Annotated in this window: 19 protein-coding genes; 8 read left to right on the forward strand and 11 right to left on the reverse strand. The window is 71.4% G+C overall.

Translation table 11 applies throughout. The features are described 5' to 3' along the window. Positions 1–29 precede the first annotated feature (29 nt). The gene (locus tag ACFWDI_RS20575) at positions 30–758 is read left to right on the forward strand and encodes a TetR/AcrR family transcriptional regulator (protein ID WP_385305782.1); all 729 of its coding nucleotides are present in this window, start codon (positions 30–32) and stop codon (positions 756–758) included. 175 nt (positions 759–933) lie between these two features. Here the strand turns inward: ACFWDI_RS20575 and ACFWDI_RS20580 are convergent, their stop codons facing one another. Next, positions 934–2,010 (reverse strand): mandelate racemase/muconate lactonizing enzyme family protein, encoded by a 1,077-nt coding sequence (locus ACFWDI_RS20580; protein WP_385305784.1) that lies wholly within the window; start codon positions 2,008–2,010, stop codon positions 934–936. A 42-nt stretch (positions 2,011–2,052) separates the two neighbouring features. Further along, on the reverse strand, positions 2,053–3,291 hold the full coding sequence (locus ACFWDI_RS20585) for a hypothetical protein (protein ID WP_385305786.1): 1,239 nt from the start codon (positions 3,289–3,291) through the stop codon (positions 2,053–2,055). A gap of 116 nt (positions 3,292–3,407) precedes the next feature. Here ACFWDI_RS20585 and ACFWDI_RS20590 point away from each other — a divergent pair, with 116 nt between their 5' ends. From ACFWDI_RS20590 to ACFWDI_RS20600, 3 genes are read left to right on the forward strand one after another with little or no spacing between them, the layout of a single operon-like run. Next, a complete protein-coding gene (locus tag ACFWDI_RS20590) occupies positions 3,408–4,532 on the forward strand; it encodes a DegT/DnrJ/EryC1/StrS family aminotransferase (protein WP_385305788.1) in 1,125 nt (374 codons plus the stop codon). Beyond that, positions 4,529–5,290, forward strand: coding sequence for a hypothetical protein (locus ACFWDI_RS20595; protein ID WP_385305790.1), 762 nt, complete (start codon positions 4,529–4,531; stop codon positions 5,288–5,290). The genes ACFWDI_RS20590 and ACFWDI_RS20595 overlap by 4 nt, the downstream gene beginning before the upstream one ends. Beyond that, entirely contained in the window at positions 5,290–6,051 is a 762-nt protein-coding gene (locus ACFWDI_RS20600) for an amidohydrolase family protein (protein ID WP_385305792.1), read from the forward strand. The genes ACFWDI_RS20595 and ACFWDI_RS20600 overlap by 1 nt, the downstream gene beginning before the upstream one ends. A 42-nt stretch (positions 6,052–6,093) precedes the next feature. Here the strand turns inward: ACFWDI_RS20600 and ACFWDI_RS20605 are convergent, their stop codons facing one another. Further along, on the reverse strand, positions 6,094–7,077 hold the full coding sequence (locus tag ACFWDI_RS20605) for a dihydrodipicolinate synthase family protein (protein ID WP_385305793.1): 984 nt from the start codon (positions 7,075–7,077) through the stop codon (positions 6,094–6,096). A gap of 81 nt (positions 7,078–7,158) precedes the next feature. Between ACFWDI_RS20605 and ACFWDI_RS20610 the strand changes: the two genes are divergently transcribed. Beyond that, complete coding sequence (locus ACFWDI_RS20610) at positions 7,159–8,157, forward strand: LLM class flavin-dependent oxidoreductase (RefSeq protein WP_385305795.1); 999 nt, start codon at positions 7,159–7,161, stop codon at positions 8,155–8,157. A 34-nt stretch (positions 8,158–8,191) separates the two neighbouring features. On the opposite strand, the gene ACFWDI_RS20615 is transcribed toward ACFWDI_RS20610, so the two are convergent. From ACFWDI_RS20615 to ACFWDI_RS20625, 3 genes are read right to left on the reverse strand one after another with little or no spacing between them, the layout of a single operon-like run. Beyond that, positions 8,192–8,995, reverse strand: coding sequence for a carbohydrate ABC transporter permease (locus tag ACFWDI_RS20615; RefSeq protein ID WP_385305796.1), 804 nt, complete (start codon positions 8,993–8,995; stop codon positions 8,192–8,194). Further along, positions 8,995–10,068, reverse strand: a complete 1,074-nt coding sequence (locus ACFWDI_RS20620; RefSeq protein ID WP_385305797.1) for a carbohydrate ABC transporter permease — start codon at positions 10,066–10,068, stop codon at positions 8,995–8,997. Before ACFWDI_RS20620 ends, ACFWDI_RS20615 begins: the two co-directional genes overlap by 1 nt. Then, complete coding sequence (locus ACFWDI_RS20625; protein ID WP_385305798.1) at positions 10,065–11,324, reverse strand: ABC transporter substrate-binding protein; 1,260 nt, start codon at positions 11,322–11,324, stop codon at positions 10,065–10,067. The genes ACFWDI_RS20620 and ACFWDI_RS20625 overlap by 4 nt, the downstream gene beginning before the upstream one ends. 218 nt (positions 11,325–11,542) lie before the next feature. Here ACFWDI_RS20625 and ACFWDI_RS20630 point away from each other — a divergent pair, with 218 nt between their 5' ends. The 3 genes from ACFWDI_RS20630 to ACFWDI_RS20640 all read left to right on the forward strand — a co-directional run bounded on the left by ACFWDI_RS20630 (position 11,543) and on the right by ACFWDI_RS20640 (position 15,748). Further along, complete coding sequence (locus ACFWDI_RS20630; protein ID WP_385305800.1) at positions 11,543–11,818, forward strand: hypothetical protein; 276 nt, start codon at positions 11,543–11,545, stop codon at positions 11,816–11,818. Positions 11,819–11,854: 36 nt separating this feature from the next. After that, complete coding sequence (locus ACFWDI_RS20635) at positions 11,855–14,458, forward strand: PQQ-binding-like beta-propeller repeat protein (protein ID WP_385305802.1); 2,604 nt, start codon at positions 11,855–11,857, stop codon at positions 14,456–14,458. 150 nt (positions 14,459–14,608) lie between these two features. Continuing rightward, positions 14,609–15,748 (forward strand): NlpC/P60 family protein, encoded by a 1,140-nt coding sequence (locus tag ACFWDI_RS20640; RefSeq protein WP_385305804.1) that lies wholly within the window; start codon positions 14,609–14,611, stop codon positions 15,746–15,748. Positions 15,749–15,775: 27 nt separating this feature from the next. Here the strand turns inward: ACFWDI_RS20640 and ACFWDI_RS20645 are convergent, their stop codons facing one another. From ACFWDI_RS20645 to ACFWDI_RS20665, 5 genes are read right to left on the reverse strand one after another with little or no spacing between them, the layout of a single operon-like run. Next, positions 15,776–17,017, reverse strand: coding sequence for a styrene monooxygenase/indole monooxygenase family protein (locus tag ACFWDI_RS20645; RefSeq protein WP_385305805.1), 1,242 nt, complete (start codon positions 17,015–17,017; stop codon positions 15,776–15,778). A gap of 28 nt (positions 17,018–17,045) precedes the next feature. Then, a complete protein-coding gene (locus ACFWDI_RS20650; RefSeq protein ID WP_385305806.1) occupies positions 17,046–17,681 on the reverse strand; it encodes an ATP/GTP-binding protein in 636 nt (211 codons plus the stop codon). After that, positions 17,662–18,060, reverse strand: coding sequence for a DUF742 domain-containing protein (locus ACFWDI_RS20655; protein WP_385305807.1), 399 nt, complete (start codon positions 18,058–18,060; stop codon positions 17,662–17,664). The genes ACFWDI_RS20650 and ACFWDI_RS20655 overlap by 20 nt, the downstream gene beginning before the upstream one ends. Further along, on the reverse strand, positions 18,057–18,539 hold the full coding sequence (locus ACFWDI_RS20660; protein WP_327326048.1) for a roadblock/LC7 domain-containing protein: 483 nt from the start codon (positions 18,537–18,539) through the stop codon (positions 18,057–18,059). Before ACFWDI_RS20660 ends, ACFWDI_RS20655 begins: the two co-directional genes overlap by 4 nt. After that, positions 18,536–21,451, reverse strand: a complete 2,916-nt coding sequence (locus ACFWDI_RS20665; protein WP_385305808.1) for a nitrate- and nitrite sensing domain-containing protein — start codon at positions 21,449–21,451, stop codon at positions 18,536–18,538. Before ACFWDI_RS20665 ends, ACFWDI_RS20660 begins: the two co-directional genes overlap by 4 nt. Positions 21,452–21,793 lie beyond the last annotated feature (342 nt).

Consider the following 21,793-nt stretch of genomic DNA (forward strand, 5'->3'; position numbering starts at 1 on the left):
TGGCGAACAGTGCGGTTACGCTGCGGAGCATGACCAGTCCCGCTCCAGCGACCCGTGCGTACCGACGGCTCAGCGTCGAGGAGCGCCGTAAGCAGCTTCTCGCCGCCGCCCTCACGCTCTTCGCGCACCGGCCGCCGGACGAGATCTCGCTCGACGACGTGGCGGAGGCGGCCGGTGTGTCCCGGCCCCTCGTCTACCGCTACTTCCCCGGCGGCAAGCAGCAGTTGTACGAGACGGCACTGCGGTCCGCCGCGGACCAGCTGGAGCAGTGCTTCGCCGAGCTGCCCGCCGGTCCGCCGACCGAGCGGCTCTCCCGGGTGCTCGACCGCTATCTCGTCTTCGTCGACGAGCACGACGCCGGGTTCAGCGCACTCCTGCGCGGCGGCAGCGTCGCCGAGACGTCCCGTACGACCGCGATCGTCGACGAGGTGCGGCGGGCCGCGGCGGAGCATGTCCTCGTCCATCTCGGGGTGGCCCGTCCCGGACTGAGGCTGCGGCTGATGGTGCGCACCTGGATCGCGGCCGTCGAGGCGGCGTCGCTGATCTGGCTGGACGAGGGCAAGCAGCCGTCGGCCGATGAGCTGCGCGACTGGCTGGTCGACCATCTCATCGCGCTGCTGGTGGCGACGGCGGCGACGGATGAGGAAACGGCGGGGGCGATGCGGGACCTGGTGGCGCTGGAGACGCCGACGGGTCCGGTGGGAACGCTGGCGAGGCGGGTGGGGCCGGTGGTGTCGGCCGCGGACCACCTGCGATAGCAACCGTCGGGGGTGGGTCGACGCCTGCGGCGGGCCTGTTCCCCCGCCCGCCCTTTCCCGCGGCGCCGATGTGCGGCTCCGCCGCGGGGTGGGCTCTCCGCCCCGGACCCCGCGCCTCAATCGCCGGCGGGGCTCAAAGTGAGCCCGTCCGGCTGGGGAAGGACCGCCGCAGGCGTTACAGGTCGTGGCCCAGACCCGGCCCCACCGGCACGTCCATCCACCCCGTGTCCCCCACTCCCGCAAACGCCGTAGGAGCCAGCGGCTCCGCGTCCACCAGCAGCGGCCCCACCAGATCCGCCGGAACCGTGGCATGCGGAAGTGCGGCGGCCAGATGGGCGGCGGCCAGTGTGGCGACACCCAGTTCCGGCATGGTGCCGATCTTCACGGCGAGGCCCGCGGACTCGGCGAGCGCGGCGACCTGCCGGGCCCGGTGGAGCCCGCCCACCTTGAGGATCTTGATGTTGAGGACATCGGCGGCGCCGCCGCGGACGATCGCCAGGGCGTCGTGCAGCGACTGCATGCTCTCGTCGGCCATCACGCGCACACCGCCACTGCTGCGCAGCGCGGCCATGCCGGCCAAGTCCCAGCGGGGCAGCGGCTGTTCGACCAGGTCGAGGCCGGCGTCGGCCAGCCGGGCCACCGTCCTGGCCGCGGTGCCGGGGTCGTAGCCCTCGTTGGCGTCCAGGGAGAGCTCGACGGAGTCCGGGACCGTCTTGCGCACGGAACGGACCAGTTGCTCGTCGAGCTCCGGGTCCTCGCCGCCCTTGACCTTGATGTGGGTGAAGCCCTTCGCGGCGTACACGGTCGCCTCCTCCGCCATCTCCTCGACCGTGCCGAGGCCCACCACCCAGGTGGTGGGGACGCGCGGGCGGGCGCAGCCGCCGAGCAGCAGGTGCACGGGCCAGCCCGCCGCCCGCGCCGCCACGTCGTGCAGCGCGATGTCGAGGGCCGCCTTGGCGAGGTGCTGGCCGCGGATGGCGGTGTCCATGGCGGCGTGCGCTCCCGCCAGGTCGCGGGGGTCGCGGCCGATGAGCGCGGGTGCGGCGTGCTCGGTGAGGGCCGCTTCGAGTCCGGCGAGGGTCTCGCCGGTGTAGGCGGTCATCGGAGAGGCCTCACCGAGGCCGTAGTCGCCGTCGGCGGTACGTACTTCGACAACCAGGCTGATGAGTTCGGGGCTGGTTCCGCTGCTGATGACGAACGGGCGCCGGTAAGGGGCCCTGACGACACGGGTGTTGATCGAGGCGATCTTCACGCGCGGCTCCTTCGACTTACGGCCCGGACCGTAAAACCGGGCTCAGATGCGTACGCGGTAGACGATCGGGGGGCGGCCGGTCTGGCCCTGCTGCCGGTCGGCCGTGGGGACGGCCAGGCCCGCCCGTTCAAGACGTTTGAGGATGCGGCGGGCCGTGCGCTGCTGGACGGAGAGGTGCTCGGCCACGCGGTGCGCGGTGATGCCCGACTCCGGGTCCCGGCCGGCCAGTTCGCGCAGCCGGTCCAGCGTCCCCGGGTTCAGTCCGACGCGGCGGGCGAGCGTCACCGTGCTCTCCGGGCCCGCCGGCGGTCCGGGCGGCGCGTCCGCGGACCGTTGGCCGTCGATCACGATGTCGACGTCGTCGGCCATCGAGACGACTCCGGCCACCGCGCCCGCCGAACGGGCCCGTTTGACCGCGCGCCTGGCCAGCGACTCGGCCTCCGCGGCGGTACGGCCGAGACCGAAGCCCACATGCGCGGTGCCGTGCCGGGCCGCCAGGTCGTCGAGGAACGGCAGCCGGGTGAACTGCTCGCTCACCGTCTCCAGCACTCCGCGCGTGGTGACGACCAGCCGCTGCCCGTCGGGCAGGTCGACGAGGCTGCCGCCCAGCACCCGCAGATCCGCCGCCAGCTCCTGGTCGGCCGCCGGGAGATCGATGATGCCGAGAGCGACCTGCGCGTCTCCGCTGTGCTGTCCCGCGGTGGCGAGCGTCAGGGCCAGGAGCGTGGAGCGTATGGAGTGCCGGGACGGCGCCAGACGTACGGCGTGCATCTCGTGGTCGAGCAGTTGGAAGGCCGAGCCGAGACAGGTGATGGCGACCCGGGTCTCCTTCTCGTCGCGCGCGGCGAGATGGAAGTCGGCCAGGTCCCGCGAGGTCAGTCCCGGCCGGTACGGCAGTACATGCACATGCTCGGTGGGGAGCTTGGCCTCGGTGAGCGTCTCCATGACCTCACTGCGGCGCAGCGTGTCGATGGAGATACGGGAGACGTCATGGCCGAGGCGGAGCAGTTCGACGAGCGCGCGCAGCAGGGTCGCGCCGTTGTACGGCACGTACATCGCGGGCAGGTCGACCAGGCCCGCGGCCGTGGCGAGCGTATGCGGTACGACGCCCGTGAAGAGAAGAGCGTCGACCTCCGACCGTGCTTTGGCGACCACCTCGAGGGTCTCGTCCTCGTGCCGGTACGGAAGGGCCACCAGCCGGACCGCTCCGGCCGGGTCGCCGACCGCGATCACCTTGTGCACGAGGTCGTCGGGGCCGATCACTCCGACCGTGAGAGCCATCGGCCGGTCTCCGTTCTTCTGGAGTGGTTCCGGGGGTGCTTCTTGACGCCTGCCAACGGCCGTCCTAATTTCGGCCCAGTCCATAACTGCAGGCTTGCCGAGAGGATAGTGCCCCGATGCCCGAACGGGAAATGCACCTGCCAACAGTTCTCGGTCCGCGCGGCCGCACCTTCGGTGAGGAGGAACGGGCCGCGGTCCTGCGCGTACTGGACTCGGCGGTGCTGTGCAGCGCCTTCGGCAGTGAAGCACGTTCCCTGGAAGCCGAGATGGCGCAGCTGTACTCCCGCGCCGAGGCGGTGGCTTCCAGCTCGGGGACGGCGGCCCTGCATCTGGCCGTCGCGGCGGCAGGCGTCGGCCCGGGGGACGAGGTGATCACTACGCCGCTCTCCGACTTCGGGACGGTCGCGCCCGTACTGGCGCAGCAGGCGCGCGTGGTGTTCGCCGACGTACGCCCCGAGGACGGCAATCTCGACCCGGAGGCCGTCGAGGCCGCCGTCACCCCACGTACGAAGGCCGTCATCGCCGTGCATCTCTTCGGCGGTGCCGCGGACGTCGGCGCGCTGCGCGCGATCTGCGACCGGCACGGACTCGTACTCATCGAGGACTGCGCCCAGGCCTGGCTCGGGGAGGACACGGCGGGCGAGCTGCTGGGCACGCGGGGGGACATCGCCTGCTTCAGCCTTCAGCAGTACAAGCACATCACCGCCGGCGACGGCGGTCTCTCCGTGACCGACGACCCCGCCCTCGCCCGCCATATGCGGCTGTTCATGGACAAGGGCTGGGACCGCACGGAGGGCCGGATCCACCGCGAAGCGGGCCTCAACTACCGGATGACCGAACTCACCGCCGCGGTGGCCAGGGTCCAGCTCACCCGTGTCGCCGAGGTCGTCCGGCTGCGGCGGGAGCGGGCCGAACGGCTGGCCGCCGCGATCGCCGGGCTCGACGGCGCCCGGATGCCCGCGCAGCGCGCGGGTCACGCCTGGTGGGTGGTGCCGCTCCTGGTCGAGGACAACTCCCGCTGGGCGAAGAGCCTCCAGGCCGCGGGCGTACCGGCGCTGCCCGGCTATCTGGAGCGGCCGCTGTACGCCAATCCGGCACTGCCCGGGTATCCGCCGGGCCTGTGTCCCCGCGCGGAGCGGCTGATCGACCGTACGCTGCTGGTGCTGCAGTGGAACGAGGCGTACACCGAGGGCGATGTTGACCGGATCGCCCGGGCCCTGGGCGAGGCGGGATCACGATGAGCGCGTATGAGTGGCTGAACGCGTACGAGTGGCTGCATCCGACGCCGGCGGAACAAGTCGGCTGGGACGTGGATGTGCTGTACGGGGCATGGCCGCGGCACCACCTCGATGTCGGGCTCGAGGAGGTCCGGGCCCGGCTGGCCCGTTCTCCCGTCGCCGGCGCGCTGGCGCTGTCCACCCGGGGCCCGCTCTTCGACGACGAGGCAGGCAACGCCGAGACACTGCGCGATCTCGCGGGCTGCCCGGAGCTGCTGCCGGTCGGCACGGTCGACGTACGGGACGCGCTGACCGCGGAGGCCCGGCTGGACGAACTTTCCGCCGCCGGCGTGCGATTCCTGCGGCTGTTCACCGTCGAGCAGGCGGCCGAGCCCGGCTTCCCCGGATACCGGCGGGTGGTCTCACTCGCCCTGGACCGCGGCATGGCGCTGCTGCACGACGGCGACCCGCGCCGCTTCGGACCGCCACTCGCGGGCCGCGGCGCCGATGTGGTCTTCCTCGATCTGCACGCCTATCTGCTGGCCGACTTCCTGCTGCTGGCCCAGGAGGAACCCGGCTTCCGGGCCACCACCCGGATGCTGTCCGGGCCCGACTCCATCGAACGCGTGGTGGACTCGGTGGGCCCGCGGCATCTGGTCTTCGGCTCGCGCACGCCCTTCATGGACATCTCGCCGCAGACACTGCGGCTGCGGTACGCGGACATCTCGGACGACGACCGTGCCGCGATCACCACCAAGAACGTCGAGGAGCTGCTGGCCTGATGCCGATCATCGATGTGCACGCGCATGTGGGCCGCTGGCAGTTCCATCTGACCACCGGGGATGCGGACACCAATCTGCGGCAGATGGACCGGTACGGCATCGATCTGCAGCTCGTGTCGTCCGCCGAGGCGGTGGTGTACGACGCGGTGGCGGGCAACGCGGCACTGCGCGAGGTGCTGGCGCACCAGCCGCGGCTGTACGGATACGCGGTGGTGAACCCCAACCGGCCCGAGAGGAGCGCTGCGGACCTGCGGCGCTGTCTGGACACCGGGAGGTTCGTGGGAGCGAAGATCCACACCCACTATCCGGGACGGCTGCCGGGGTCACGGGAGATGGCGGAGGCCTTCGACGTGGTCGCGGAGGCCGGTGTGCCGCTGCTGCTGCACACCTGGGGCCGTGAAGTCACGCTGCTTCCCGAGTTGCTGGCGTCCCGTCCCGGACTGCGCGTGATCATGGGCCATGCGGGCGGCGACGCCTGGCGCGAGGCGGCACACGCCGCGGCCGCGTGCGACCGGCTCTACCTGGAGCACTGCCGTACGGCGACGGACGCGGGCCGTGTGGCGTACGCGCGCGAGGCCGGGGTGCCGGTGGAGAGGCTGCTGTTCGGGACGGACGCGACGCTGATCGACCCGTGTGTGTCGCTCGGCGTGATCCGCGACGCGGGGTTCACCATGGCGGAGCTGGAACGGGTGCTGTGGCGCAACGCGGCGGAGCTGTTCGGGTTGGGGGCGGTTCCGTCCCCTACTCGCCCCTGCCCGTAACGAGAGGCTGCGCCCCGGACTCCCCGTACGCCCGTCGGGGCCTCAGTCGCCGGACGGGCTGACGTTCTCCTTCGCGAGCGCCTCCAGGCACGAGACGACCGCCTGGCGCTCGCCGGCGGGCAGCGTCGGGCCGTACGGATCGTGCGCCGCCTCCTCCGGGATGAGCCCCTCCCAGACCGCCGCCCACAGCATCCGCTGCACATAGCCCTCGATGGGCGCCAGGAAGGTCGCTTCCGCGAACCGGTCCAGCCGGGCCGACGCCCGTACGAACCCGGTGTGGTCACCCGCCCGCCAGCTGTCCAGGACCGCCGTCGTCAGGGACACCCGCGCCGCCGCGATGCCCACCAGCGCGGAGTCCGCGCCCCACATCAGCGAGGGACCGAACATCCGGTCCTCGCCGGTGATGACCAGCTTGCCGCTCTCGCCTGCCGCGCGGATCGCGTCCTGGCAGGCCATCGCCCGGTCCAGCGTGGCGAGTTTGACCCCGGCGGCGGACGGCAGCGCGAGCAGCCGGCGGATCAGCTCGGGCGGGTAGGGATAGCCGCCCGCCTCGCCGTGCAGAAAGAAGCCGAGCACCGGCAGCCCGCTCTCCTCGGCCACCCGCTCATGCAGCCGTACCGCCTCCGACTGGCCCCCGGGGCGCTCGGCGAACTGCGCCAGCGGATAGACCATGACCGCGTCCGCGCCGAGACCGGCCGCCTCCACCGCCATCGCGACGGTGGCGTCCCATGCCTCCCGCAGGTTGCTGGGGCGGACCGAGCGTGGCACCCCCGCGCCTGCCACGATCGGCCCCTCGACCACGTCCCGCCAGATGCGCAGCACCTGATGACGGTCGGGCCCGGAGAGATGAAGACCGCGGCCGGTGTGTGCCCAGACGGCGACGCCGCCGATCCGCTCGGCCGCGATCCGCTCGGCGTAACCGCGCAGCGCGTCCAGGTCCACGACTCCCCGGGGATCCATGGGAGTGGCCACCGCGGGCAGTACGGTGCCGCGCAGCCCGCGTACCAGGTCCTCCGTCGCAGACATGGGCGATCTCTCCCGTCTGTTGCGGTCGTTGGCGACACGCTAGCCTTTACGGTCCGGACCGTAAAGGAAGGGCCAGCGAGAATGTCACAGCGCTCCATGCGTGTCGGCCTCTACGTCAATCTCTACGCGGACAAGGCCGACCGGCCCCGGCTCGCCGATGCGGTGGAGCAGGTCCGGCTGGCCGAACAGGCCGGATTCGACTGGGTGGTGCTCGGCGAACGCCATCTGCACCGGCCCGGCTACCACGAGGCCCTCACCTCTCTGGCGTATCTCGCCGCGCACACCGAGCGGATCGGGCTCGCCACGGCGGGGCTGATCGCCCCGGTCTACCAGCCGGTGTGGCTGGCCGAGACCCTCGCGCACATCGATGTGCTCTCCGGCGGGCGGCTCACCGCCGGTTTCGTACTCGGCTACCGGCCCGAGGAGTTCACGCTGTACGGCACTCAGCCGCGCGAGCGCGTGTCCCGCTTCGAGGAGTGCCTGGAGCTGGTCACCCGGCTGTGGACCGAGGACGAGGTCACCCACCACGGCCGCTGGACGTCGGTCGACGATGCCTTTCTCGCGCCACGCCCGGTGCAGTCGCCGCGGCCACGTATCTGGAACGGCGGGCGGGTCTCCGCCGCTCTGGAGCGTACGGCCCGGATGTGTGACGGCTGGACGACCTCCTTCAACGAGCTCGACTCCGAACTGCCCGACAAGATCGCGGAGTACCGCTCCTACCCACGCGGCGCGGCGAGTCTCGGCGCGGAAGTCATCGTCTGCCGCGAGGGCTACGCCGCCGCCACCTCGAAGCAGGCGCGGGCCGCCCTGGAGGGCCCGCTGCGCGGGCTGTACGACGCCTACGGCGACTGGAAGCGCACCTCGGCCGACGCCGCGCGCTATGCCCAGCAGTGGGACGACATCGAGGCGCGCTCCGTGATCGGCTCGGTGGACCAGTGTGTGCAGCGGCTCGGCGAGTACGGCGAGATGGGCGCCGATGGCGTAGTGCTGCGCATCCAGCCGCCCGGCATGCCGCAGACGGACGCTCTCAGCGCAATCGAGTCGTTCGGGACCGAGGTGCTGCCGGGCCTGGGCGGCTGAGCCGGCGCCGCCGGATGGCGTAGCGCCGACGGTGTCAGTTCTTGAGACCGGTGGTGGCGATCGAGTCGGTCAGATACCGCTGGAGCAGTCCGAAGACGAGCAGGCAGGGCAGCACGGTGATGGTGGCCCCGGCCATGATCTGGTTGACGGCCATGTTCTCGCCCTGCAGCGTGGCGAGGCCGACGGTGAGGGTGCGCATCTGCTCGGACTGCCCGATCACCAGCGGCCAGAGGAAGTCGTTCCAGTGCCACAGGAAGACGAACACCCCGAGGGTCGCCAGGATCGGCCGGATGAGCGGAATGACGATGGTGGTGTAGATCCGCCACTCCGACGCCCCGTCGATCTTCGCCGCCTCGAAGAGCTCGTCGGGCAACTGGTACATGAACTGCCGCATCAGGAAAACCGCCTGGGAGTTGGCGAGCGTCGGCACGATCAGCCCCCAGTACGTGTCGACGCCGCCCATCTTCGACACCAGGATGTAGTACGGGATGAGGGTGGCCTGAAAGGGCACCATCAGCGTCGCGAGGAACGCCCAGAACAGGATCTCGCGCCCGGGGAACCGCTTCTTGGCGAAGGCGTATCCGGCCATCGACGAGAACAGCAGGATCAGCACGACCGAAACCAGCGAATACACGAGGGAGTTGAGCGCCCAGCGGCCGATGTCCGCACCGCTGAGGACGTCGGAGAAGTTCTGCCAGGTGGCGCGGGTGAGGTCGAAGGCACCGGGGAGGGTCTGACCGCCCGGCGGGGCGAAGGCGACCAGCACCATCACCAGGAACGGCGTGACGGTCACGAACGCGACCAGGATCAGCAGCACGGGGAGTCTGAGCCGCGCCATCAGTCCGCCTCCCTTCCGATGAGCCGGCGCTGGATGAGCGAGAAGATCAGGACGACGAGGAAGAGCATCAGGCCGACCGCGCTGGCGTACCCGAAGTCGAAGTACTTGAAGCCCGAGTCGTACAGGAAGTAGACGAGCGAATAGCTGGCCCGGATCGGTCCGCCCGCGGTCATGACATACATCGCGTCGAAGACCTGGAAGGCCTGGATCGCCTCGATGACGAGCACAAAGAAAAGCACGGGCCGCAGCAGCGGCAGCGTCACCCAGCGGAAGCGCTGCCAGGCGCCGGCGCCGTCGATGGTGGCCGCCTCGGTGATCTCGCGGGGGATGGACTGGAGCCCGGCGAGAAGGATCAGCATGGTGTAGCCGAAGCCCTTCCAGGCGGAGGTCGCGGCAATGGAGGGCAGGACAAGGGACTCATCGCCGAGGAAGTCGACCGGGCCGAGGGAGAGGGCGCCGAGTGCGGCGTTGAGGAGCCCGTCGTCGACCTGGTAGATCCACTTCCAGATGACGGCGGCCAGCACGATGCTCGTGACGTAGGGCAGGAAGAACAGGCCGCGGAAGAAGCCGCGCAGCCAGAGGGTGCGGTGCAGCAGCACGGCCGTGCCGAGTGCGAGCAGCACGGTCATCGGGACATAGACCGCGGTGTAGACGGCGGTGACGCCCAGGCTCCCCCAGAACAGGTCGTCCTCGAACAGGCGGGTGTAGTTCTCGGCCCCGATGAACCGCCATTCGCCGCTGAGCCGGTAGTCGGTGAGCGAGAGGAACACCGCACCGATGGTCGGGCCGAATCGGAAGACGATGAACAGCACCAGCATGGGGGCCACGAACGCGAGGCCCACGAGGGCCTCGCGCCGTCGTGCGGGGGTGCCGGGCCGGCCTTGGTGACGGCCCGCCTTGCGAACCTCCCGCTTGCCGGTGGCCTGTACGCGGACGGTGGCCACCTCGCGCGTGACCGGTTCGCCTGTGGCCGGTTCACCTGTGGCCACCCCGTGCGAGGCCACCTCGCGCGTGGCCGGTTCACCTGTTGCCGCCTCGCGCGAGGCCGTTTCGCGTGTGATCTCCTCGCTCAACGCTGCCGCGCCAGCAGGTCGTCGGCCGCCTTGGCCGCCGAGTCGAGCGCTTCCTTGGGGCTCTTCTTCCCCGCCAGCGCCGCCTGGATCTCCGGCGCGAGCAGACCCATCAGCTGGCGCGCGGCCGGGTTGGGTTCACCGGGACTGACGTCCGCCAGCGCGGCCTGGTACTGCTTCGCGTACGGAGATGCGTTCGGCACGGTGACGTCCGTACGCGGTGAGAAGTAACCGCTGGCCCTGCCCAGGGACTTGACCTGCTCAGGCTCCGTCATGAAGGCGAGGAACTTTTCCGCGCCCGCCGCATTCCCGGACTTGGCGTTGACGCTGAGCGCACCGGGGATGCCGAACGCGACCTCCTTCGCGGGGCCCCTGAGCGGCGCTCCCACCACGACGTTCTCCGGGCCCCAGGTCTTCGCGGCCAGTTCGGCGTCGGCGAGGACGACGGAGAAGCCCATGGCAGCCTGCTGCTTGCCGAGTGCCTGGTCTGCGAGGAGGTTGGTGTTCGTCATCGACGACCTGGGGACCGAGCCCGCCTTGTAGAGGTCGGTGAGGAAGGTGAGCGCCTCGACGCCCTCGGGACTGTTGAAGGCGGCCTTCTTGCCGTCCTCGGTGAAGACGCTGCCGCCGGCCTGCCACAGCAGCGGATAGAAGTTGAGGTTCAGCGAGGCCTCGTTGCTGGCGGAGTAGTCGAGGAGGGCGACGCCGTTCTTCTTGAGCTTGGGGGCGGCGGCCTTGATCTCGTCCCAGGTGCCGGGCGGCGTGGCGATACCGGCTGCGGTCAGCAACTTCTTGTTGTAGACGGTGGTCGTGATGGTCTGGTAGATGGGCGCGCCGTAGATCTTGCCCTTCTGTTTCATCGCGTCAAGGGTGGCGGGCAGGAACTTGCCGACGCTGGCCCCCAGCGCCCCGTCCACCGGGCTGATGGCGCCGCTGGCGGAGAACTGCGGAATCTGGTCCGGCGTCAGCAGGACGACGTCCGGCCCCTTGCCGCCGCCGAACGCCGTGGCGATCTTCTGGTCGCGGTTCTCCCACGGCTGCTGCTCGATGGTGAGCGAGGTGCCCGGCGCGGCCTTCTCGAAGTCCGCCTCGATCTGCGCCCAGTAGGCGGAGCTGGCCTTGGGATCGGCAATCACCGGGTACATCCAGACGGTGACCTTCTTCGACCCCGAATCGCTGTCTCCGCCACAGCCGGCGAGCAGGGCGGCGAGCGTGAACAGGGCGAGAGGTGCGGCGGCGCGCTTGAAGCCTGTCTTCATGGGGGCCTCCGGAAGGCCTGAGAAGGGAGCCAGAGCCCGGCTAGTTTCGGCCTGGGCCGAAAGTATCGGGGCGGATTTGGCGTGTCAATGCCACAAGCCGAGCGGATCGGCCGGAAGTGCCGCCCGGACCCTGCCGGGCACGTCGGCAGACGGGTTCTTCCGGACGGCGGGCGCGCCCGGTGCGGACGGTGTGTGGGGCCTGCGTGACACTGGCTCACGTGAGAAGCGAGAACACCCCCTTCGTGGGCGGGCCACTGGACGGGCGTGTGCTGCCGGTCCTGGTCGGGATGACGGGCCATCCGCCGAAGTGGTACGAGATCCCCGTACCGAACGAGGACGGCAGCCCGCCGACGGTGTACGCGTACCGGCGCGTACCGGCCGGTTACACCAAACGGCTGAGGCTGCAGCGCGGCTGGAAGTACGAGTACGTCCCGGAGGGCGTGGAACGCCGCGCGCTGAGGTGGCCCTGGTCCAAGCCGAACGGCGCGCCATAAGATCACGGGACCGTGTCGCCAGGGGGGATGCACTCGATGGAGCCGCTGCAGCAGGACGATCCGCGCCGGATCGGCCCGTTCACCACCCTGGCGCGCCACGGGGATTCGGCGGTCTGCGTCCGCTACCTCGCGCACGGGCCGAACGGCGCGATCGCGGTCGTCTCGGTGGCCAGGCCGGAGCTGGCGGCGCTGACGGCGTTCCGGCGCCGCTTCCGGTCGGAGACGCGGCGGACGCAGCGGCTGGCCGGGGGCTGGGTGGCACCGATCGAGTCCAGTACGGACGGCACGGACGGGACCGAGGGTGCTGAGGCCACGGGCGGGGAGCCGCTGTGGACGGCGAGCCCGTACGTCCCGGCGCTGACGCTGCGCGAGGCCATCGCGCTGGCCGGCCCACTTCCGGAACGGGCGGTACGAATACTGGGCGCGGCTCTCGCGGAGATCCTGTCGCGCGTGCATGCGACCGGGACGGTGCTGCACGGGCTGGCGCCCGACACGGTGCTGCTCGCGGCGGACGGACCGCGGCTCACCGCGTTCGGGGCACTGGGCGCGGCCGCCGTCGCGGAGGCGCGGCCGGACGGGCAACTGACGGTGAAGCTCGGCTATCTGACCCCGGAACAGGCGACGGGCGCGAAGCCCGGACCGGCGTCGGACATTTTTGTCCTGGGCCTGCTGCTGGCGTACGCGTCGACGGGTACGACCCCACTGGCGGACGCGGACGGTATCGCGCATGGAGAGCCGGAACTGGGCGGAGTACCGGGTGAGTTGCGCCCCTTGGTGGCCCGCTGCCTGTCCAAGTCTCCGGAGGACCGCCCTTCGGCGAGCACGGTGGCGGCGGACCTGGCCCTGGAGGGCGCGGCGGCACTGGCCCGGGAGGGCTGGCTGCCCCCGAGCCTGGTAGCTGCGGTGGAGGGGCAGGCGGCGCGGGTGAGGTCGCTGGGGCAGGGGGATGCGTGGGGGGCCGGTCCCGGCTCCGGCTCCGGCTCCGGCTCCGGCTCCGGCCAATCGGAGGCGGGCCTCCAACCGGCAGACGCGAAGCCGGCGGATGCGGTGGCGGCACAGCACGCGGGCGCCGTCGGCGCGGGGCCGGGCTCCCTGCGGGACACGGACACCCTGCTCGTGGGCGGCAGCCGCAACGCGCCCGGGGCGAGCGGGCTCGGGGCGGGCGTTGACCGGGTCACCGCCGCGCTCGCCGTACCTGCGGCGCGGAGCGCGCCGACCAGCACCGCAGCCGCAGTCGCGCGGCCGGCCGTCGCTCCTGCGACCGCAGCGCCCCTCCCCACCGCCGTCCTTCCCACCGCGGCCCTCCCCGCAGCACTGCCCCCCGCCCCCGGCGCGCCCCTCCCCGGCGCTCCCGCGCCCGATCGGCGTGCGCTGCTCACCGGCATCGTCGGCGCGGCTGCCGGGCTCGTGGTCGGCGGCGCCGCGGTGTACGCCGTCGCCGCCGGGGACTCGGACAGGAAACCCGCCCAAGCCGCCCCCGCTCCGCGCCGCGCCCGGATGGCCGGGCTGCCGCCGGAGCCGGTGTGGCGGTACGAGCATCCGGCGACCGCCGCCGAACCGCTGTCCGCCACCGTCTGGCAGGACCGGGTGCTGGTCCTGACCGGCAAGGAACAGTCCACCGGGGTCGATCTCCGTACCGGAAGACCGCTCTGGCAGCGCAAGGAGGCCGCGTCGGCCTCCCGCGCCGTACCCGTCGACGACGCGCTCTGCTTCGTGGACAGCCCCGACGCGTTCCTGTGGATCGCGGCACAGGATGGACAGGTCAAGCACCGGATCGCCAAGGCCGCACTGGCCGGTCCCGGCGAGGTCCTGACGCTCACCGGCAGGACCGGCCTGGACGGGACGACGCTCTGGGTGACCGGCCAGGTCAAGAAGGGCGCCGCGCTGGAGTCGTACCTGCTCGCGTACGACCTCGTCGCCCGGAAGTGGCTGTGGCGCACCCGGATCCCGGGCGCACCTGCCCCGTATGCGCCGCAGTACCAGCTGATCGGTGTGCGCCCCGCCGAGATCGTCGTACGGCAGTACGCGTCCACCCTGACCCCCGCTCAGCAGAAGGTCGCCAAGGGCGCATCCGTGCTGCTGGCCTTCGACCGGAAGACCGGCAAGCAGCTCACGTCGCTGCGGCTGGCCGGCGTCCATCCCGCCGCCGCCCTGGTGGGCGATGCGTCGGGCAGGCTGTTCGCCCCGGTGGCCGACCGGCTGAACGCGTACACGATCAGCACCGGCGCGCTGCTGTGGCGGCTGGCCCCGGCCGATACGGCTCCCGGCGAGAGCGGAGTCTTCGGCTTCGGCGGCGCGATCCTCCGCAGCCCCATGCTGTACGTCGCCAACCGCCACCAGCAGGTGTCCGCTGTCGACACCGCGAACGGCCGCCGACTGTGGCAGCGCTCCACCGACGCGCCGGTGTCGGACGAGATTCCGGGGACCGGCGTCAGCACGAGCGGCCGGACGGTACTCGCGTACGACAGCGGCCAGCTCACCGCGTTCGCCGCGCGCGACGGAAAGCGGCTGTGGAAGTTCCAGGAGACGGGCGCGCAGGACGGCGGAACCGGCACACCCCGCTACGAGCCGCTCGCCGGTGGCGGCCGGAATCTCGTCGTCCGGCGGGACCGGACCTTTTACGCCCTGCCGGTGGACTGACACGCCGACGTATCCCCGTACTCCGCCACAACGAGTGACCGCATTGCGCCGAATCGACCACTCGTGGGGCGGTGCGAGCGGCGCGCTCGCATCATCGGCTGCGAGGTGGACGGCGTGGACGGCACGCCCCCGGCAGCCGGAGGTGATGTGGTGTCAGACAGTTTGCTCCGTGCTGTCTGTACGGCGGCGCTGGCCGTCGCCACATTGACCGCGGCGGTGCCGGCACCACCGGCCGCCGCCGTGCCGCCCGCGCCCACGACCGTCTCCGGAATGCTGAGCGAACTTCAGAAGCTGTACCGCCAGATCGAGGAGGCCGGCGAGACGTACAACGCCACGGAGGTAAAACTCAGGCAGCAGCAGGCCGAGACGGCCAGGCTCGCCCGCGACCTGGCCACAGCGCGCAACGCGATCGACGCCGGCCGCCGCGACGTGGGCCGACTGGCGCGGGAGCAGTACCAGGGGCAGTCCGATCTCTCCTCCTACCTCCAGTTGCTGCTCGCCAAGAACCCGCGGCAAGCCCTCGACCAGGACCATCTGATCGAGCGCGCGGCCAGCGACCGGCTGGCGACGATCGCGCGGCTCGAGGAGGGCGCGAAGCGGGCGGACAGGCTGGCGAGCGAGTCCCGCAAGGCCCTGGACAAGGAACAGACGCTCGCGAACAAGCAGAAGCAGGCGCGCGACAGGGCCACGGCGCGGCTGAAGGAGGTCGAGAAACTGCTCGCCTCGCTCTCCGTCGAGGAGATCGCCGAACTGGCCGCGCTGGAGCGGTCCCACACCGCGACAGCCCAGAAGAAGCTGCTCTCCACGGGCGTGCTCAACGGCAAGCGCACCCCCTCCGAGGAGGGCGACCAGGCGCTGGAGTACGCCGTCGAACAGATCGGCAAGCCGTACGTCTGGGGCGCGGAGGGCCCCCAGGCGTACGACTGCTCCGGGCTGACCTCCCAGGCCTGGGCGCGGGCCGGACGCACCATCCCGCGTACGTCGCAGGAGCAGTGGCGGGAGCTCCCGAAGGTGTCACTGCGCCGGCTGCGCCCCGGTGACCTGGTGATCTACTTCCCCGAGGCCACCCATGTGGCGCTCTATCTGGGCGAGGGCCTGGTGGTGCAGGCCCCGCACCCCGGCACCCGCGTCAAGGTCTCGCCGATCGCCGCGAACCCGCTGCTGGGCGCGGTCCGCCCGGATCCGGACGGAGCCGCGCTGCGCAGCTACACACGGCCGGCGCTGCCGCCCGGCGCGACGGCGGGCTCGGATGCGGCGTACGGAGCGGAGTCGGCCCCGGCCGCCGACTGATCCGCACCCGGGGCAACCCCCATTGCGTCAGGCGCCGGCGCCCGCGACCTCGTCCAGGTAGGCGTTGGTCTTCTCCGGGTCGTAGAAGAAGTTCTCGAAGTCCGCCGGGTCGTTGAAGCCGTTCGCGAAACGGTCGGCGACCGGCTGGAGCTGGCCCGCGGCACCGATCAGGTTGAGGACATGCTCGGGCGGCACGCCGAGCATTGCGTTCGTCCACTTGGTGACGTGCTGCGCGGTGTCCCAGTAGCGGTCGAAGGTGGACTGCATCCACGCCTCGTCGAACGGCCGGTCGCCGTGCTCGGTGATCGAGGAGAGGTAGGCGGCCGCGCACTTGGACGCCGAGTTGGAGCCCTGGCCGGTGATCGGGTCGTTGGCGACGACCACATCGGCGACGCCGAGGACCAGTCCGCCGCCGGGGAGGCGGCCGATGGGGTTGCGGACGGTGGGCGCGTACCGGCCCGCGAGAGTGCCGCCCGCGTCGGTCAGCTCGACCTTGGTGGCGCGCGCGTACTCCCAGGGCGTGAACTTCTCCATGAGCTCGAGGGTCAGCGAGAGGTGCTCCGCCGGATCCTTGACGCCCTGGAAGACATCGAGCGGACCGCCCGGGATGCCCTCCCAGAAGAGGATGTCCGCGCGGCCGGTGGTGGTGAAGGTCGGCATCACGAAGAGCTCACCGACGCCCGGCACGAGGTTGCAGCGGACCGCGTCGTACTCGGGGTGCTCGGGGCGCGGGCCCAGGCCGTGGACGTAGGAGACGGCCAGCGCGCGCTGCGGGGCGTCGTACGGCGAGCGGGAGGCGTCCCGGCCGAACATCGAGACCAGTTCGCCCTTGCCGGCCGAGACCATCACCAGGTCGTACGTACGGGAGAAGAAGTCCAGGTCGGAGACTGCCGCGCCGTGGATGACGAGCTGCCCGCCGCGCTGGGCGAAGGTCTCCATCCAGCCGGCCATCTTCACCCGCTGGTCGACCGACTGGGCGTAACCCTCCAGCTTGCCGACCCAGTCGATGGGCCGGGAGGCGTCGGGGGCGGCGACGGAGACGCCGAGGCCCTCGATGCGCGGGGCCTGGGACTCCCAGAAGTTGATGCCGAGATCGCGCTCGTGCTGCAGCGCCGTGTCGAACATGCACTGCGTGGACATGACCCGGCCGGACCGGATCTCGTCCGCGGTGCGGTTGGACATCAGGGTGACCTCGTAGCCCTGCGACTGGAGTCCGAGGGCGAGCTGGAGACCGGACTGACCGGCTCCGACTATGAGTATCTTCCGCATCGAAGGAGTCTCTTTCGTCAGTTCAGTGCTATTCGGGGGTGGCTTCGAGAGCGTGGGCGACCAGCGCGAGCAGCGATTCGATCACCGTGATCCGATTGCGCGCGTCCATGATCACAACGGGCACATGGGGCGGGACGGTCAGGGCCTCGCGCACGTCCTCGGCCTCGAACACCTCCGTACCCTCGAAGTGATTGACGGCGACGATGTACGGCAGCCCGGAGCTCTCGAAGTAGTCGAGCGCCGGGAAGCAGTCCGGCAGCCTGCGGGTGTCGGCCAGCACGATCGCGCCGATCGCGCCGCGCACCAGGTCGTCCCACATGAACCAGAAGCGCTGCTGGCCGGGCGTCCCGAAGACATACAGCACCAGATCGTCGTCGAGCGTGATCCGGCCGAAGTCCATGGCGACGGTCGTGGTGAGCTTGTCCGGCGTCCCGGTGAGATCGTCGGTCTCCTCGCTCGCCTGCGTCATCAAGGCCTCGGTCTGCAGCGGCGTGATCTCGGAGACCGCCCCGACAAAGGTGGTCTTGCCGACGCCGAAGCCGCCCGCGACCACGATCTTGGTGGCGATGGGGGCCCGGGTGCGGTCCAACTGCCATGCCTGCAGCTCCTCTTCGGGCTGCGGGTGGGGCCGGGCGAGGAGCGTGTCAGAGGCGGCGGAGTCCACTCAGCACCCTTTCGAGCAGCGCGCGGTCGGGCTGGCCGGCGCCGTGCCCGGTCCCGTACACACGGATCTTTCCCTGGTCGGCCAGGTCGCTGAGCAGCACCCGGACAACGCCCAGCGGCATCTTCAGCAGCGCCGATATCTCGGCGACGGTACGCATACGGCGGCACAGCTCGACGATGGCCCGCAGTTCGGGCATCACCCGCGAGGAGAGGTCGCCGTTCGGCAGCTCCCTGCGCTCGGCCGGAGCTTCGAGCGCGGCCACGAAGGTCTCGACGAGCAGCACATGGCCGAAGCGGGTGCGGCCGCCGGTGAGGGAGTAGGGGCGGACCCGGGCGGGGCGTCGGCCGTCGCCGCGCACCGGCAGTTTGGGGGGCGTCACTGGGCGCTCTCCATCGATTTGCGCAGTTCGCTGCGGAGTTCGGGGGTGAGGACATGTCCGGCACGGCCGACGAAGAGGGCCATGTGGTAGGCGACGACACTCATGTCGCAGTCGGGAGCGGTGTGCACGCCGAGCAGCGAGCCGTCACTGATCGACATGACGAAGACGCTGCCTTCGTCCATCGCGACCATCGTCTGCTTGACGCCGCCGCCGTCCATCAGCTTGGCGGCACCGATGGTGAGGCTGCCGATGCCGGAGACGATCGTGGCGAGGTCCGCGCTGGAGCCTCTGGGGCCTTCCGGGCGGCTCCTGGCGGCCGGGACGGCGTTCTGGGCGGGGTCGGAGGAGAGCAGCAGCAGTCCGTCGGACGAGACGACAGCGACCGAGCGGGCTCCTGGTACCTCCTCCACGAAATTGCTCAACAACCAGTGCAGATTGCGGGCTTCGCTGCTCAGGCCGAATGTGCCGGTCGCAGTCAACTGCGTGCCTCCTCGACTGTGTCCCCCGCTTCTTCTGTTGTTGTCCGTGTATCGGCCGCGGTCTGTTCCGCGAGCTCCGCCTCGACGTCGCGGCGGCCGTCCTTTGCGCCCTGGTGGAATCCGCCGAGTCGGCGCCGCAGGGCTTCGGCGTCGACGCTGCCGGTGCGCTCGGTCGGTGCGCCGGTGGCGGGCTTGACGACCTTCGGGGTGCGCTTGGGCAGGCCCTTGTCGGTGACGCGCTCCCACTTGGGACCGGCTGCCGGCTTTTCGGCCTCGGGTTCCGGCTGCGGGACGGGCTCGGGCCCGACCGCCGACTCGGGAACGGGCTCGGGTCCGACCGCCGACTCGGGAACGGGCTCGGGTCCGACCGCGGACTCGGGGCCGGGCTGCGGGTCCGCCTGGGCCGTCGGCTCCGGGCCCGCCGGGGCCTCCGGCTGCGGGCCCGCCGGAGCCTCCGGCTGCGGCTCGGGCTCCGGCTCCGGCTCCGGCTCCGGCTCCGGCAGACGCATCTCGAACGTCGCCTCGTCGACCCCGGTGCCGGTGGTCTCCGGGTCGCCGTCCGCCGTCCGCTCGTGCGTGTCCGGCTCCGCCGCGCGGATCGCCTGCTCGGCCGCCAGCACCAGTGGGTCGACCCGCCGCGGGCTGCCGGGCAGCGCATTGGAGTTGGCCTCCGCCACCGATCCGGGCAGATGCTGCGTGGGCGCCGCGCCCGCCACCGTCACGGTGTGCGACTCGGCGGCCGGCGGTCCGGCCGGAAGCAGCGACTGCGACAGCACGACGACCGCGGTGATCCCGCCCTGCTTCTGCTCGCGCAGCTGGACCCGTACGCCGTGGCGGGCGGCGAGCAGCGCCGCCACCCGCAGTCCGAGGCCCTCGCCGTCGCTGCCCGCATGTGTCTCGTACGCCTCGGGGTCCTCCAGCCGCGCGTTCAACTCGGTGATGCGCCCGCTGGTCATCCCTATGCCGGTGTCCTGTACGGAGAGCATCACCTCGCCGCTCTCCAGCAGCCAGCCCGACAGCTCGACCTGGGCGTCCGGCGGCGAGAAGGCGGTGGCGTTCTCGAGGAGTTCGGCGATCAGATGGCTGAGGTCGTCCGCGGCGAACCCGGCGACCTGGGCGTGCGGCGGCAGGGACTGGATGACGACTCGCTCGTACCGCTCGATCTCACTGACGGCGGCGCGCAGTACGTCCACGAGCGGGACGGGTCCCGCGTGCGCATGCCCGTGCTCGGCGCCCGCGAGGACCAGCAGGTTCTCGCTGTGTCGGCGCATGACGGTGGCCAGGTGGTCGAGCTTGAAGAGGGTGGCGAGCCGCTCCGGGTCCTGCTCGCGCTCCTCCAGCTTCTCGATGACGCCGAGCTGCCGTTCGACGAGGCCGAGCGTGCGCAGCGAGAGGTTGACGAAGGTGTGGTGGACGGTGTGCCGCAGCCGCTCGAGGTCGGCGGTGATCTCGGCGGTGCGCTCCTGGAGTTCGGCGCGTCCGGCGGCCAGTTCGGCGGCGAGCGCGTCGCGGGCGCCGGTCAGGTCGACGCGGTCGTTGTCCAGCCGCTCGACCCGTACGCCGAGGTCCCGCAGCTTGCCGTGCAGGGTGTTGAGGGACCGTACGACCTGAGCGAACTCGTCATTGCGGCCGGTGAAGCGGACCTGCTCCTCCGCCTCGGGGGCGGCGGCGAGCCGTGCCGCGCCGATCCGCAGGACGGCGAGCGGGCGGGTGAGCGTACGGGCGACGGCGGCGGACACGCCGATGGCGACGATCAGCAGTCCGCCGAGCAGCGCGATCCGCAGCTCCAGCGCGGTGACATCGTCGTCGCGCAGCTGCGCGAAGCCCTCGGTCCGGTCGGCGGCGAGGGAGGACTCGACGCCCCGCATCTGCTCGATACGGGCGGTGAGCGAGGACTCGAGCTTCTCGCGGTTGGACTTGCGGTCGCCGGTGGAGAGCTCGGGCTGGTCGGTGAGGCGGGCGAGATAGAGCTCGGCGGTCTTGACCTCGGGTCCGGTGACGGTGGCGGCCAGCTTGTCGCGGGCGTCCTTGCCCGCGGCCTGGTCGAAGTCGGCGAGCGCGGCGAGTTCCCGCACCCGGGACTGCTGGGCGGCGGCGCTGAGTGCGTTGCGCGTACGGTCGGCGGCCCCGTCGTCCTGGCCCTCGTCCTGGACGGGGAGGCCGGTGACCGGGTCGATGCTCTGGGTGCTCCGCTGCCGGGGCACGGAGAGTGCGGCGAGCAGCAGCCCGCGGGTGGCGGAGGCCTGCTCCACGGCGAGGCTGAGGGCGGCGGGCGCGCGGGTGCGGTCGGCGGCGCGCGGCGGGGTCTTCTCGGCGAGCTCGTCGGAGAGGGCCTGGAGGTTCGCCATGACGGCGGAGTAGGCGCGGTGGGCCTCCATCGCCGTGCCCTTGCCGGTGAGGGCGGTACGGCGGACGGAGGGGACGGAGGCGAGGTCGCGGCGCAGCTCGGCGTGGTCGCCGGGGACGCTGCCGCGGATCTCGTCGATCTGCCGGTCGACGCGGGCGCTGCGGCTGCCGGAGATCTCGCGCCGGGCCTTCTTGTCGCCCTTCTGGTCGTCGCGGCCCGCCGCGATGTACGCCGTGACCTCGTCGCGCTCGTCGGCGAGTGAGTGGGCGAGGGTGACGGCCTGGCGGTCGAGCCCGGCGAGGGTGACCAGGTGCTGCGACTCGGTCAGTTCGGCGGAGGTGGCGAGGATGCCGGGGGTGCCTGCGGCGATGACGACAAGGCTGACGGCGGCGACACCGGCGACGAGCCGACTGCGTACGCGCACGGTGCGCCCGCGCGCGGCAGGGCCGTTCGAGGCCTCCTGCGGAGGCTGGATGCCCTGAGGGACCTGAGTGGCCAGGGCCGGGGGGAATCCCGGGGTTTCGGAGGGCCTGCCGCCTTTGCCCCGAGGCCGCTTCTTCTGCACCGGTGCTCGCAATCTTGCTTGACTCGTCCACCCATGAAGCAGAGATGACGACCGGTCACACACGAGAGCCCCACCCCTGGCACGGCTTCCGACCATTCCAGCGCTTTTGGGAGGGAGGCGCGCATCGGCCGCTCCGCCACCCGAACGAGTGAACAGCACTCCGGAGTTGGCAAACAACTCGCGGCGGCGGCCGGTCGGCCGACATGTGGGCCAACGGCTGGATCTTCCGGCCGGGCTTTGGCAGGATGCGCGCCCGCAGCTTTCCGGCCCCGCATCCCTCGACCTTGGGATCCCCCCTGACCTGCTGGTATGCGCCAAATGTACGGTGATGTGGGCCATGTG

Source organism: Streptomyces sp. NPDC060064 (assembly GCF_042736455.1).
GTDB lineage: Bacteria > Actinomycetota > Actinomycetes > Streptomycetales > Streptomycetaceae > Streptomyces.